General features: G+C 39.1%; 11 protein-coding genes. 5 read left to right on the top strand and 6 right to left on the bottom strand.

What is annotated here, in order from left to right:
• Nucleotides 1–46 precede the first annotated feature (46 nt).
• The 3 genes from cdd to metG form a co-directional block, all read right to left on the bottom strand.
• Nucleotides 47–937, bottom strand: a complete 891-nt coding sequence (gene cdd, locus HWV00_RS11365; protein WP_211681284.1) for a cytidine deaminase — start codon at nucleotides 935–937, stop codon at nucleotides 47–49.
• Nucleotides 938–1,038: 101 nt separating this feature from the next.
• Complete coding sequence (locus HWV00_RS11360) at nucleotides 1,039–2,229, bottom strand: class I SAM-dependent methyltransferase (RefSeq protein ID WP_211681281.1); 1,191 nt, start codon at nucleotides 2,227–2,229, stop codon at nucleotides 1,039–1,041.
• A gap of 132 nt (nucleotides 2,230–2,361) precedes the next feature.
• Nucleotides 2,362–4,428, bottom strand: coding sequence for a methionine--tRNA ligase (gene metG / locus HWV00_RS11355; protein ID WP_211681279.1), 2,067 nt, complete (start codon nucleotides 4,426–4,428; stop codon nucleotides 2,362–2,364).
• Nucleotides 4,429–4,632: 204 nt separating this feature from the next.
• Here metG and apbC point away from each other — a divergent pair, with 204 nt between their 5' ends.
• From apbC to dcd, 3 genes are all read left to right on the top strand, one after another.
• Nucleotides 4,633–5,709: an iron-sulfur cluster carrier protein ApbC gene (apbC, locus tag HWV00_RS11350; protein WP_211681277.1), complete on the top strand. Its 1,077-nt coding sequence runs from the start codon at nucleotides 4,633–4,635 to the stop codon at nucleotides 5,707–5,709.
• A gap of 131 nt (nucleotides 5,710–5,840) precedes the next feature.
• Complete coding sequence (udk, locus tag HWV00_RS11345) at nucleotides 5,841–6,488, top strand: uridine kinase (RefSeq protein ID WP_211681275.1); 648 nt, start codon at nucleotides 5,841–5,843, stop codon at nucleotides 6,486–6,488.
• Nucleotides 6,489–6,524: 36 nt separating this feature from the next.
• Entirely contained in the window at nucleotides 6,525–7,127 is a 603-nt protein-coding gene (dcd, locus tag HWV00_RS11340) for a dCTP deaminase (RefSeq protein WP_211681273.1), read from the top strand.
• Nucleotides 7,128–7,262: 135 nt separating this feature from the next.
• Here the strand turns inward: dcd and HWV00_RS11335 are convergent, their stop codons facing one another.
• On the bottom strand, nucleotides 7,263–8,654 hold the full coding sequence (locus tag HWV00_RS11335) for a YjiH family protein (protein WP_211681271.1): 1,392 nt from the start codon (nucleotides 8,652–8,654) through the stop codon (nucleotides 7,263–7,265).
• 587 nt (nucleotides 8,655–9,241) lie between these two features.
• On the opposite strand from HWV00_RS11335, the gene HWV00_RS11330 reads away from it, so the two are divergent.
• Nucleotides 9,242–11,140, top strand: coding sequence for an AsmA family protein (locus HWV00_RS11330; protein ID WP_211681269.1), 1,899 nt, complete (start codon nucleotides 9,242–9,244; stop codon nucleotides 11,138–11,140).
• A 191-nt stretch (nucleotides 11,141–11,331) separates the two neighbouring features.
• On the opposite strand, the gene sbcB is transcribed toward HWV00_RS11330, so the two are convergent.
• Entirely contained in the window at nucleotides 11,332–12,774 is a 1,443-nt protein-coding gene (gene sbcB / locus HWV00_RS11325; protein WP_211681267.1) for an exodeoxyribonuclease I, read from the bottom strand.
• A gap of 28 nt (nucleotides 12,775–12,802) precedes the next feature.
• Nucleotides 12,803–13,003: a hypothetical protein gene (locus HWV00_RS11320; RefSeq protein ID WP_211681265.1), complete on the bottom strand. Its 201-nt coding sequence runs from the start codon at nucleotides 13,001–13,003 to the stop codon at nucleotides 12,803–12,805.
• Nucleotides 13,004–13,058: 55 nt separating this feature from the next.
• On the opposite strand from HWV00_RS11320, the gene HWV00_RS11315 reads away from it, so the two are divergent.
• The gene (locus tag HWV00_RS11315) at nucleotides 13,059–13,964 is read left to right on the top strand and encodes a LysR family transcriptional regulator (RefSeq protein WP_211681264.1); all 906 of its coding nucleotides are present in this window, start codon (nucleotides 13,059–13,061) and stop codon (nucleotides 13,962–13,964) included.
• Nucleotides 13,965–14,143 lie beyond the last annotated feature (179 nt).

Here is a 14,143-nt window from a genome sequence, read left to right as displayed (position 1 = left end):
CGTTGATGCTTTCATTTTTAGTGCTTAGTATGTAAAGCACACGTACTTAATTAGCAAATACATGCTGATAATTTTCTATATTCATTTCTGAAACCAGCACTTGTGTTGCTTGTGCATGGCTCATCTTCGTTTCTGCTTTTTCAACTAGCGTCATCGCTTCAATATCAGCCAATGTGTAACCGGCTAAATTTAAATTGATCAATACTGACTGTAATGGCGATAATGACGGGTTAAATGCCGCATTCTCAATATAACGTCCAGTAATTGTCTCGCCATCCTGAGTGTTTAGCGCAATACCTGCATGACAATGACTATAAGGTGCATAACTTGTATTTGCCGCCTGTAGTGCTGCTTCTGTCAGCGTTGATTCGTTACCAGTCAGTGTTAACTCTGCTGCTTCAGAAGCAAGTAGGGGAGCTGTTACGCCCAAATCAATTGGACCAAAAGAGTCAGGTAATAGTGCCGATAATGGTTTACTACCGCTTGCCGCTAGATTGACAATTAATTCATTTGCACAGCTTAATTCATTCATAAATTGACGGCAGTGGCCACATGGACTTGCAGTGATTGTAATATCTAAAATCGCTGATTCATGATGGCTAAATACGTTATTGATTGCCGCTTGTTCTGCGTGAACACTATTGAATAATGCTTGGTTGGTAAATTCGTAATTGGCACCAAAATACAGGTTGCCAGATTCTGCGCGTGCAATTGCACCAACATTAAAATTGGAAATAGGTGCGACAGAAAATGCGGCTGCGAGTGGTAATAAACTCAGTAATAATTCAGGCGTTTCTAGTGCAGAATGCAGTTGTAATAGGTCGACATCTTCAGCGTTGATAACGCCTTTAAAACCAGGTTTAGAGATTATAGGTAGAACATGGCTTTGAAGTGATACTGGTAAGCTCGAAAGTGCTTTAAGGAGGTTTTCTTTCATAACATTGGCCTTGTTAAAAGTGGCACTGAATAGAGAATAAAATTCTATCTGAGTGCCACTTTGCAACTAAAACCGATTTATTACAAGGTTAAAAGTCTCATTTATAAAACTTTTAGTACTAAACCGTTTAGATAATAACCTTCTGGATAGAAGCTAGCCGTTGGATGATCACCCGCTTGTGATAAACGTTCAACGATATAAGCATCTCTGCCTGCATCTAGTGCTGCATCAGCAACAATTTTCTGGAATAAACCATCTTCCATTAGGCCTGAACATGAGAATGTTAACAGTGTGCCACCTGGCTTAAGAACTTGCATTGCTACGAAGTTAATATCTTTGTAACCACGACAAGCACCTTTCATTTGTGCTTTGCTTTCTGCAAATTTAGGCGGATCAAGAATGATCGTATCAAACGTACGGCCTTCTTCACGGAATTGACGTAACAGTTTGAATACGTCAGCACGTTCAAAAGAGGCGTTTGAAAGGTCAAGTTCGTTGTGCTCTGCATTACGCTTTGCAATGTCTAGTGCAGGTTGTGATAAATCAACGTTAGTGATTGATTTAGCGCCAGCTTGTAGTGCGTAAACACCGAAGCCACCTGTGTAGCTAAAGCAGTTAAGTACGTCTTTGCCTTTTGCATATTTTGCAGCAGCTTTACGGTTATCACGTTGATCAAGATAGAAACCAGTTTTGTGGCCACCTTTAATATCAACTTCAATTTTAACACCGTTTTCTTCGATGATAACTGCTTCTGGTGGCTCTTCACCTTTAAGAACGCCTTGTACTAACTCTAGGCCTTCTTTTTTACGTACTGCTACATCTGAACGTTCGTAGATGCTGCATTCTGGGTAAAGTGTGCTTAATGCTGCAACTAATGTTTCACGGTGAAAATCTGCACCCGCTGATAATAGCTGACATACTAAGAAATCGTTGTAACGGTCAATCGTGATACCAGGAAGGCTATCTGATTCAGCAGCGATTAAACGGTAGCCAGTTAGGCCTTTTTCTTCGATTAACTCATCACGTAATGATTGTGCTTGTTTGATGCGTTTTTCAAAGAATGCTTGATCGATTTCTACGCCACGGTCGTAATGCCATACACGTACACGGATTTGAGATTCTGGAGAGTAGCTACCAGTTGCTAGCCATTCACCGCCAGCACTCATGATATCAACAGTACCGCCAACTTCTACTTCGCCTTTTACTTTCTGTACTGCGCCAGAGAAGATCCACGGGTGTCTACGTTTAAGTGCTTTTTCTTTGCCTTTAGCAAGGATAATTTGAGCTGTCATTTCAATCTCTTATCGTTTTAAATTTAGTTATAAATCATACGTTATATAACAGTAAAGGGACTCAAGCTTGAGTCCCTTTAAAAATCAGTAATTAGAATCGTTTTAGTTAACGATTCAGATAACCGAACTTAATTACATTACGCGCATGCCAGGTTCAGAACCTTCATCCGGGTTTAGTACGAAGATATCGCTTCCACCAGGACCAGCAGCAAGTACCATGCCTTCTGACATACCAAACTTCATCTTACGTGGTGCTAAGTTAGCAACCATAACCGTTAAGCGACCTTCAAGTTGCTCTGGTTCGTAAGCTGATTTGATACCAGCAAATACTTGACGCGTTTCACCGCCCACATCTAAGGTTAGCTTAAGTAATTTCTTAGCGCCTTCAACATGTTCAGCTTTCACAATTTTAGCAATACGTAAGTCAACTTTTGCGAAATCATCAAATGCGATCATTTCACCAATTGGCTCATCTTTAAGGTGCTTGTCAGAAGCAAGTTCAATAGGTGTTTCTTCAACAACTACTTCTTCTTTCTCTTCTTCAGCAGCCACTAAGTTTTGCTTAGATGCTTCAACCATTGCTTCAACTTTGTCCATTTCAACACGTTGCATTAACGGTTTGAACTTATTGATTTCGTGGTCAGTTAATACTGTTTTGTAGCTATCCCAGTTGAAATCATCGTTTAAGAATTTCTCAACTTCAGCAACCATTGCTGGTAGTACTGGTTTCAAGTAAACCGATAGGATACGGAATAAGTTGATACCCATAGTACAAACAAGGTGTGCTTCAGCTTCACAACCTTCTTGCTTGATTAATTGCCACGGTGCTTTGTCTGCGATATAAGCATTTGCTTTATCAGCAAGCGCCATGATTTCTTTAATTGCTTTGCTGAAATCACGTGTTTCGTAGTACTGAGCAATGGTATCGCCAGCAGCAACAAATTCAGCCAGTAGTTCTGGTTCTGAAATTTCGCTTGCTAGTTTTTTATCAAAGCGTTTGTAGATGAAACCAGCAGTACGGCTTGCAAGGTTAACTACTTTACCAACAACGTCAGAGTTTACGCGCTGTGCAAAATCTTCTAGATTTAAATCTAAATCTACAATCTTGTTGCTTAGTTTAGCTGCGTAGTAATAACGTAGGTATTCTGGGTTTAGGTTATCTAAGTAAGTACGCGCCATGATGAATGTACCGCGTGATTTAGACATTTTCTTACCGTTTACAGTAACAAAACCGTGTGCAAATACAGCTGTTGGTTTACGGAAACCCGTACCTTCAAGCATTGCTGGCCAGAATAGGCTGTGGAAGTTAACGATGTCTTTACCAATGAAGTGATAAAGTTCAGTCGTTGAATCTTTTTTGAAGTATTCGTCAAAGTCTAAGTCATCGCTACGATCACATAGGTTTTTGAAGCTACCCATGTAGCCGATTGGTGCGTCTAACCAAACGTAGAAGAATTTACCTGGCGCATCAGGGATCTCGAAACCAAAGTAAGGCGCGTCACGGCTGATGTCCCACTGTTGTAGGCCTGCTTCAAACCATTCGCCTAGTTTGTTTGCGATTTCTTCTTGTAACGAACCTGAACGTGTCCATTCTTTTAGCATGTCACCAAAAGCAGGCAGGTCGAAGAAGTAATGCTCTGAATCTTTAAGTACTGGTTCAGCACCAGATACAACTGATTTAGGAGAGATTAGATCTGTTGGAGAATACGTTGCGCCACAGTTGTCACAGTTATCACCGTTTTGATCTTCGCTCTTACATTCAGGGCAGATACCTTTAACAAAGCGATCTGGTAAGAACATTTGTTTTTCAGGATCGAATAGCTGTGAAATAACGCGCGTTTTGATATGACCATTGTCGCGTAAACGCGTGTAGATCATGCTTGCTAGTTCACGGTTTTCATCACTGTGTGTTGAATGATAGTTATCAAAACCAACATTAAAATCAGCAAAATCAGCCATGTGCTCAATTTTAGTCTGCGCGATCATTGCTTCCGGCGTTATGCCGCGCTCTTGCGCTTTAAGCATAATTGGCGTGCCGTGTGCGTCATCTGCACATACATAAGTACATGTGTGGCCACGTTGCTTTTGGAATCGAGCCCAGATATCAGTCTGGATATACTCAAGCATGTGTCCTAAGTGAATAGGGCCATTGGCATAAGGTAATGCGCTTGTTACTAAGATTTTGCGTTCTGATGTCATAAAAATCTGATTCATCTTGTGGTGAAAAATAAAGTTATCCGATGTTACCTGATACGGCTTATAAAGCATAGATGTTAGACTAAAAACCCTGCTATTTTTAGCGTATTTATTTGTGATTCTTTGCTTTATCATTGATATAGTAGATTAATAAAGTATAAATGCTTAAAAGCTAAACACTTATCAGTTTAAATATAAGAGGCGGTTATGGATATTGCAAAAGTCACTCAGCTTGTTGGAATTTTTCAGCCAAAAGGTTGGTTAAAAAATATAGCAGACACGAATATACTTGAAACAGTGCTTCAAAAGGACGGTTGTGCTGAAATTCAGCTGCGTCTACCTTTCCCTTCTTTAGATTTTGAACATGAGTTAGAAACCAAGTTAGCCCCTAAAATCATGCTAATTAAAGGTGTTGATAGCGTTAAATGGGATATCAAACTGGATATTGCCACACTTGCACGTTGTAATGATGCTCCTGCTATCCAGGGTGTTAAGAACGTGATTGCCGTTGCGTCAGGTAAAGGTGGGGTAGGGAAATCAACAACAACCGTTAATACGGCATTGGCGTTGGCTAAGTTGGGGGCGAAAGTGGGTATTATGGATGCGGATATTTATGGTCCTTCAATCCCATTAATGCTTGGTGTTAGCGAATCTCGTCCAGAAGCATATGATGGTAATACCATGAAAGCGATTAATGCTCATGGTTTAGCTGTTAATAGTATTGGTTTTATCGCACTGAATGATCAAGCAATGATTTGGCGTGGACCAATGGCGAGTAAGGCATTAATGCAGTTACTTGGCGAAACCCATTGGGGTGAACTTGATTATCTGTTCATCGATATGCCACCGGGTACAGGTGATATTCAATTAACACTCAGTCAAAATATTCCGGTAACAGGTGCGTTGATCGTATCAACCCCACAAGATGTGGCGCTTGCAGATGCAGCGAAAGGGATCAGCATGTTTAGACAAGTGAAAGTACCTGTATTAGGTGTTGTCGAAAACATGAGCACACATATCTGTAATAACTGCGGTCATGAAGAAGCAATTTTTGGTACTGGTGGGGTGGTGAAAATGGCGGCACGTTTTGATACCGAATGTATTGCTCAATTACCCTTGCATATTGATTTACGTGCGGATGTTGATGCTGGTATTCCGACGGTTGCTGCACGACCTGATTCTGCGTTCTCAGCCGTGTACGCACAGCTAGCAAATGATATTGTGAGTAAAATGTTCTTTCAAGCGGACACTATATCAACAGAGATTCCGATTAAATTCAGCTAATACTGCGAGTTTTCTAACTTAATATAGGTAGTTTTATAACTTAATATAGGTATTTTTAGGATTTCCCTAGAATGACGGACTATAAATTTCTATAATAACGGGGTCTTAAGCCCTAACGGATCATTTAATTAATGAATAATACATCTAACTCTTGTGTGATTATCGCAATCGCAGGTGCTTCTGCATCTGGTAAAAGCTTACTTTCTTCAACTATCTATAACGAACTGGTTGCAGAATTCGGCGAATCACAAATTGCAGTAATTACCGAAGATTGTTATTACCGTGATCAAAGTCACCTCGAGATGGAAGACCGAGTTAAAACAAATTATGACCATCCACAAGCGATGGACCATAAGTTATTGTGCAGTCATTTACAGGGTTTAAGTGACGGCAATGCAGTAGAAATCCCGACGTACAGTTATACAGAACATACGCGTATGGCTGAGACAACTAAATTGACACCGAAGAAAGTGATCATTTTAGAAGGTATTTTATTACTCACAGATCCAAATATCCGTAACATTATTCACGCAAGTGTATTTATGGATACGCCGCTAGACATTTGTTTTGTTCGTCGTTTACAACGTGATGTTGCTGAACGTGGCAGAACAATGGAATCGGTTATTGAACAATATAATGATACAGTACGTCCAATGTTCTTGCAGTTCATTGAACCATCAAAACAATATGCAGATCTTATTGTTCCGCGTGGTGGTAAAAACCGTTTTGCGATTGATACATTAAAAGCGAAAATTTGTCAGTTAATGAGTGAAAGCTAGTCATAACTAACACCGCATCTATTAAAGAGAGAAAACATGCGCCTGTGCGATACAGATATTGAAAACTACTTAGAAGACGGTCGAATTTCGATTGAACCAAGACCTGACCAAAGTAAAATTAGTGGCGTAAGCGTTGATGTTACTTTAGGTCATGAATTTCGTGTATTCCAAGCGCACAATGCACCTTATATTGATTTAAGTGGCCCGAAAGAAGAAGTGGCTACTCAACTTGATAAAGTCATGAGTGATGAAATTGTAATACCTGATGGTGAAGCATTTATCTTACATCCAGGCGAATTTGCATTGTCTGTTACGTTTGAAAAAGTGACGTTACCAGCAGATATTGTAGGTTGGTTGGATGGCCGTTCATCACTTGCACGTCTTGGCCTTATGGTTCATGTTACAGCGCATCGTATTGATCCAGGCTGGTCTGGTCGTATCGTTCTTGAGTTTTATAATAGTGGTAAGTTGCCGCTTGCGTTACGTCCTAAAATGACGATTGCAGCGTTAAACTTTGAAACACTGACTGCACCTGCTGCGCGTCCTTACAATCAACGTAAAGATGCAAAGTATAAAAACCAACACGGTGCTGATTCAAGTCGTATTAACCAAGACGATAATGCTACTAAAAATGCATAGATGATGACTGACTGAATATTGTTGGAATACATTGAGTGTAAATATAAAAATCCCCATCATTGTGTAAACAGTGATGGGGATTTTTTTGCTTCGCGTTTTAATTATCAGTTATTTTCTTCGTTAATGTGGTCTTAACTAGAATATAAGATGTGCAACACCAGTGATAATCGGTAATGTGATGATTGTACGCAGTACGAAGATAATGAATAGGTCGACGATATTCACCGGAATTTTACTACCTAGAATCAACGCGCCCACTTCTGACATGTAGATAAGCTGCGACACGGATACACCAGCAATGACGAAACGAGTCATATCAGTATCGATAGACGTTGCAAGGATACTCGGCACAAACATATCAGCAAAACCAACAACTAATGATTCAGATGCAAGTGCTGCTTCTGGTACGTTCATTAAATCAAGGTAATACATAAATGGTTTGCCTAGTATCGCAAACACAGATGTATATTCAGCGATAAGTAAACCGATAGTACCGATTGCCATTACAACAGGCAGAATACCGAATACCATATGTGTCGCGTTTTTCAATCCTTCGATAAACACTGTGCGGTATGATGTTACTTTCGATGCTTTCTCTATCGCCTGATCAATACCCCATGAAAATACATTATGGTTGGCAGGGATCGCTTCCAAATCATGCGTTTTGGCTGAACCATCAATATAGATGTCTTTTTTCCAACACAAAGGCGGTAATTTAGGAATGATGATTGCCGCAACAATACCTGATAGTGTAATTGCCAAGTAGTAGGGTAAGAAGTACTGCTCTAAATTAACCTGCGCAATAACAACAAGGCTGAACGTGATTGATACTGCCGAGAACGTTGTCCCAATAACAGCAGCTTCACGCTGTGTATAGAACTTCTCTTGATACTGTTTGTCCGTCAGTAATATACCAACACTACCATCGCCTAACCAAGATGCAATACAGTCAACCGCAGAGCGACCTGGTAGGTTGAAGACTGGACGCATGATCTTAGTACATAGCGAACCACACAACTCAAGTAAGCCAAAGTTAAGGAGCAAAGGTAATAGAAGACCTGCAAAAATAAAGACTGCAAAAAGTGTTGGTAGTAAGTCATTCAGTACAAGACCACCGGTATTTTCATTCCAAATATATTCAGGCCCAATTTGAAATACAGTCGCGATAGTAAACGCGCCACTGATAATTCTGACCGCTAACCAAAGTGGTGTTGGCATGAACAATTCAGTTAAGAACGTGCGTTGGGTAATAAACTTAGGCTTAAATAAAACAGCTAATGTCGATGACACAGCCATAAATGAAATGATGATGGTAATGATATTAAGTAAGTAACCATCTAATAGTGCCATTAACGCTTTCGCTAACAAAGCGACTGGTATCGTCATTTGACCTTCATAACTTACTGGGGTCATGAATAAAAATAACCCGATTAATGACGGTACTAAAAATCGCAGCAGTGATTTGTTACCTGCATTGGTGTTATTTAGGTCACGCGATGATTCAGCGTAAATATTATTATCTTTCATTAAACTTTCCCTTTTATAGGACCCATGCTGAAATCAGATTGATAAACAACATTGTCACTAATTATTCCATATTCTTTAAATTTCCGAGCTTTTAACTGCGGTAAACTTAATTGTTGGAGATAGTAACTGCGAATATACATATGAGAAACATATTATTAACACCCTGTGTCGGGCGTCATGAAATTAAAATAATTTATAGTATTTTAGGAGGCGTAGATCACAGATATAGACTTTTTCATTGATGAATTATATCGATTAGCGTGTTTTTTCTAGTTTTATATATCGATATTTAATAGATATGCAGTAATCATGATTATAGTTCCGTGTTCTGGCTATATTTATGAATAATACTTTAATGCTGAAATTAGCGTGGTGCAGGTTTTTTAAGCTAATTATTCAATAATCGCTAAATATTATGCGTAACCTCCTATAATCTAATTACCCTTTATATAGTGGGTGCTTTTTTATTATGTATCTTTCTGCCTTTATGGTAATTACATGATATTCTTAGAGTAGATAGCGTAAACATAATCTATTATGTGTTGTCATAACAGGTTATGAAATATTTCTAATAAGGTGGTTTCAGGATGAAAAAAGTACTCCTTGGTATTGGTGGACTCATTGCGGTTATTTTTATCGTGGGTTTTATTGCGATTAAGTTTTTAGTGAATGAAGAGTTAATTAAAGACAATTTGATTGAGCAAGCAAAACAGCACACTAAACAAGATGTCACAATTGAAGGTGATCTGAACTTAACGTTCTACCCACAGATTGGCTTTGAACTAGGTAAAGTGACCTTATTCAATAAGCATGAATATGCAGACTCGAAACAAGTTGAAGTTAAAAATGTTCATGCAGCCGTTGAGTTGATGTCATTATTAACGAAAACAATCGTTGTGACGAATGTAGAAGTAGATGGCTTAACGGTAAATATAGAAACATTAGCTGATGGCCGTAATAACATGGATGAGTTACTTGCCACATTAGCGCCACCAGAAAAACCATTATCAAACGAAGATATCCAAGCGATTAAAGTTACTCCTGAAGGTGATATAGCGAAGAGTGAATATAAGTTTGTGGTGAAAGGTGTAAACATTACTAATGCCCAGTTATCATTGAATAATCGTCAAGATGGCACATATCACAAGTTATCTGACAGCAGCTTAAATATCGGTGAGTTTGCTTTTGCCAAACCTGTCGCTATTACGTTAGCCGCAAATTATCGCACGAATGAGTTAACGGCTAAATTGAATACCAGCATGGTACTCACTATTGATGAGCAGTTTAATCAAATTACACTCGCGCAACTTGATAACAAACTCGCCTTAACAGGTAAGTCATTACCGCGTCCAGAGATGAATATTTCATTACAAGGCGATATGACGTATGACAATGCTTATAAAAAAATGCAATTAACGGGTCTTAAATTAGGCGTTGATGAGTTAAAGATCACGGGTGACTTATCTGCGGATGTATTTGCAAAACCAAGTCTAGAATACAACCTTGCAATGAACACACTGGTTGTTGACGACTGGCTGCCTAAGACTGATGCTAAAAGTACAAAACCAGCAAGCACTAAAGGTACAAATAAGAATAAGCCTGCTGAAGTTGAACCAGATCTGACTGCGCTATCAAGCGTGAATCAAAAGGGCACATTAACCATTACTAAAATTAAACAGGGCGAGTATGTCTTGGATAATATTAAAGTACAGAGTGAGTTAAAAGATGGTGTATTTCAGTTAACTAAATTATCGTCAGATCTGTATGAAGGTAAACTGATGGTTAAAGCGTTACTAGATAGCAACCAGAAGCCTGCTACATTTAATATGAATAGCACGTTAGAGAAAGTACAGTCGGAGCAATTAGTGACAATTGCTGCGGGTAAGAAAATGCTAACGGGCTTGGTTGATATGGATGTACGTTTAAGCGGTAAAGGGTTAACCATGACAAAGCTTAAATCGGTCACGAAGGGCACGATAAACACGACCTTTTCTGATGGTGCAGTGTTAGGTGTTAATGTGGCGCAAGAAGTTCGTAAAGCAATTGCTATGTTTAGCAAGAAGCCTGTCGATGATGCTGACCAAAGTGAGCAAACTGATTTCAGTTCAATGGTTGCAAACTTTAAGTTAGGTCATGGTAAGTTAACATCAACGAAGATTGATTTAGCATCACCTGCGATTAAGGTGGACGGTAAAGGTCATGCAGACTTAATGCGTGAAAAGCTTGATTTTACGTTTGGTGCATCAGTTGCTGAAAATATTGGTGGCCAATCAAGTTCAACGATGAAAGCTGTGCGCGATTTACGTCTTCCAGTTAACGTAAAAGGTAGCTTTGCAGAACCAAGTATTAAGTTTGATTTTAGTGACGTAACAAAACAAGTGATTGAACTTGAAAAAGACAAGCTAATTGAAAAGTACCTTGGTAGTGATGAGAAAAAAGATAAGATTAAGAATGAGATATTTAAAGGTCTAAATAAATTGTTCTAATAGTTAATAGTTAATAGTTAATAGTTAATAGTTAATAGTTAATAGTTAATCGACAGCGTTGGCTATAAATACAGACGTAAAACAAAAAAGCCTGTTAGTTTAACTTATTCCAATAATAAATTATCTAACAGGCTTTATATTATCTATTTACAAGTGTGACTATCTATTCACTAAATGAAAAGTAATAGCCGTTATGCACCAATAATCTTCTGACCATAAAGGTATAACTGCTGAAGCAGTTTCATTTTACGTTCGTCATGGCTATTCTCAATGGCTAACGCATCTAATCTTGCAAAGTAAGCAGGTGCTGCATCTTCAAGTACTGTACGGCAATGATTAAGCCACTTCTGTTGCTCAGGCATAGACAGTAAATGCGGGAAGTTACGGGCACGATAGCGGAAGAATAGCTCATTGAAACGCTCGTCACTGACTTTTAGTTTCAATCCTGCAAGCTGTTCTGGTGCTGTTTCACGTAGGATCTCAAAGTTAGCTTTATCACCCGCACTGAAGAAACCATCGTAAATCATTGCATCAACGTTATTCGATTTTGGATATTCGCGCTCGACTTGATACACACCAACGACGTTTTCACGTAATGTTGCACTTTCTTTTAAGCGTTTAAGATTCGCTAAGCATGCACTGCGATCAATACCTAAGCGCTCTGCATTTTCAGGTAGTAACGTTTTAGCAGGTGCAAGCACAGGGCACTTGTTGATATGAATCAGCTTAAGTGGAATAGGGGGTAAGTCACCCAGTTCTTTTCTTGGGGTATAAAGGCGTTCGCGTAATTCATCTGAACTTAGTGCTAATAATGGCGTGATGTCTTGTGCTAAATCAGCCACGATCACTGCGTTGTTATTGGTTGGATGCCAAGCCAGTGGCACAACCCAACTTGTAAAGCCGCGGTCGGCACCGAACATCCCACTGACATGCACTAACGGTGTCATGTTAATGATGTCGATAAGCGATTCTACTTTACGTTTATTACGCAGGTTAAACAGAAAATCAAATAACTTAGGTTGTTTGTCTTTTACTAATTTCGCCATCGCAATCGTTGCATATACATCGGATGTTGCATCATGTGCATTGGCATGTTCGATACCATTGGCTTTCGTTAATAGTTCAAGACGCATGCTCGGTAGGCCATCATCATTTTCTGGCCAAACAATACCTTCTGGACGCAGCGCATAACAAGCGCGCATTAAATCAATGATATCCCAGCGCGAGTTACCATCTTTCCATGTGTGTGCGTACGGGTCGTAGAAGTTACGATAAAAGATGTTACGGGTGACTTCGTCATCAAAGCGAATATTGTTATAACCGATAATACAGGTATTTTTTTGGCTGAACTGCGCTTCAATACGCTTACTGAATTCGGCTTCCGTTACACCTTCAGCTTGTGTTTTTTGAGGCGTAATACCTGTGATCATTGCTGCTTCTGGCGATGGTAGGTAATCATCCGATTGACGGCAATAAAACATGTCTGGTTCACCGATGACATTAAAGTCCATGTCGGTGCGGATACCTGCAAATTGAGAAGGGCGATCAAGTGAGGGGCTTAATCCGAATGTCTCATAATCGTGCCAGTAAAAAGTGGGTTGATCAGCAGCTGTTTTATTAGAATTGTTATCCATACTACGCCTTGTTCTTATTCATTTTTATCTAATGAGAAGGTTGTTTTTCTGTATTGCTGGTAGCGGTTAAATCGCAACGTTGCAAGATAGAATACAGCAGATATTGACTGGTTTTTAAAATCAGAAAATAAGCTGTTAAACGATAGTCAGAGGGTAAGTCAAACACGGGTAGATGGCAAGTTTTTAAGCGTTGTTGTGCCGTATCGTAACTGAACATTGTAGTGTTCATTTTAAAAGTCTATATTATGTAAATTCCTCGCTTATTTTTTGATGTGTTTGATTATATGGATTTAAATCTATTACGTGTTTTTGATGCGGTAATGAAATTGGGTAGCGTTAATGCGACGGCTGATATGCTGGATATTACAGCACCTGCTGTTAGTCACTCGTTAAATCGTTTACGTGAGCAATACAACGACCCTTTATTTATTCGCAAGGGCCGCGGTATTATCCCGACTAACTTTGCGATTGAGTTACATGCCGATATTCAAGCACCACTTGATTTATTAGTTAATAGTACTAAATCACGACAAGTATTTAACCCGTTAACAAGCACACGAACATTTCGAATTTCCAGTCATAAAGACATTGATTTGGTGGTGTTACCCAAGCTGCTTCAATATAAAGAAAAGCATGCTCCGAGTATTAATATTATTTCCGATATTGAACATTTGGACTCTGATGAGCAATTACGCCATGATGATCTTATTTTACGTAAAGTAGACTTGGTTTTCGCGACAGTACCATTAAAGATGAGTGGTTATCATAACGAAATTATTTTAGAACAAGACTTACTGGTTGCCTGTAGTATCAATCATCCCCGTATTGATGATCAGCTATCTCAGCAGCAATTTTTTAATGAAAAGCATTTATTATGGACGACAAAACGTCTTAATGATGATGTATTACATTCTCTTTCTTTAGAGAAATTGCCTTATCGAAAGATAGCCTATCGCGCAGGTTCGATGGCATCAGCCTTAATCATGGCATCACAAACAGAGTGGTTATGCCTGACATCTCAATGGTACGCGGATACGCTCTCTGCCTTTGCTCCAATCAAAATATTAACGCTGCCTTTTGCAATGGATCCTTTGCCTGTTTATATGACATGGCACCAATCACAAAATGCGGATGTAGGCTTAAGATGGTTAAGGCAAACCATTCTTGATGTCTTGAAGGACGAAACTTAACGTATTGATCAATCGAGTTTTAGCTCTAATCATTAAGTTTAACTTTTCAATTAATGACTTCTGGATTAAGCAGCACTTAATCCACATTTAACCTTTGCTATATCGATTAACCTCTTTCATCGCCTTATTATTTGTAACAAGACACAGCGAGTGATGTTGAGTCACTCATTTTAGATATA

The sequence above is a fragment of the Moritella sp. 24 genome, from assembly GCF_018219155.1.
Lineage (GTDB): Bacteria > Pseudomonadota > Gammaproteobacteria > Enterobacterales > Moritellaceae > Moritella.
This window is presented reverse-complemented; position numbering and strand designations above follow the sequence as displayed.

Coding starts and splice junctions, on each gene's coding strand:
- cdd (WP_211681284.1), bottom strand. CDS start 937: ATGAAAGAAAACCTCCTTAAAGCACTTTCGAGCTTACCAGTATCACTT.
- HWV00_RS11360 (WP_211681281.1), bottom strand. CDS start 2,229: ATGACAGCTCAAATTATCCTTGCTAAAGGCAAAGAAAAAGCACTTAAA.
- metG (WP_211681279.1), bottom strand. CDS start 4,428: ATGACATCAGAACGCAAAATCTTAGTAACAAGCGCATTACCTTATGCC.
- apbC (WP_211681277.1), top strand. CDS start 4,633: ATGGATATTGCAAAAGTCACTCAGCTTGTTGGAATTTTTCAGCCAAAA.
- udk (WP_211681275.1), top strand. CDS start 5,841: ATGAATAATACATCTAACTCTTGTGTGATTATCGCAATCGCAGGTGCT.
- dcd (WP_211681273.1), top strand. CDS start 6,525: ATGCGCCTGTGCGATACAGATATTGAAAACTACTTAGAAGACGGTCGA.
- HWV00_RS11335 (WP_211681271.1), bottom strand. CDS start 8,654: ATGAAAGATAATAATATTTACGCTGAATCATCGCGTGACCTAAATAAC.
- HWV00_RS11330 (WP_211681269.1), top strand. CDS start 9,242: ATGAAAAAAGTACTCCTTGGTATTGGTGGACTCATTGCGGTTATTTTT.
- sbcB (WP_211681267.1), bottom strand. CDS start 12,774: ATGGATAACAATTCTAATAAAACAGCTGCTGATCAACCCACTTTTTAC.
- HWV00_RS11320 (WP_211681265.1), bottom strand. CDS start 13,003: ATGAACACTACAATGTTCAGTTACGATACGGCACAACAACGCTTAAAA.
- HWV00_RS11315 (WP_211681264.1), top strand. CDS start 13,059: ATGGATTTAAATCTATTACGTGTTTTTGATGCGGTAATGAAATTGGGT.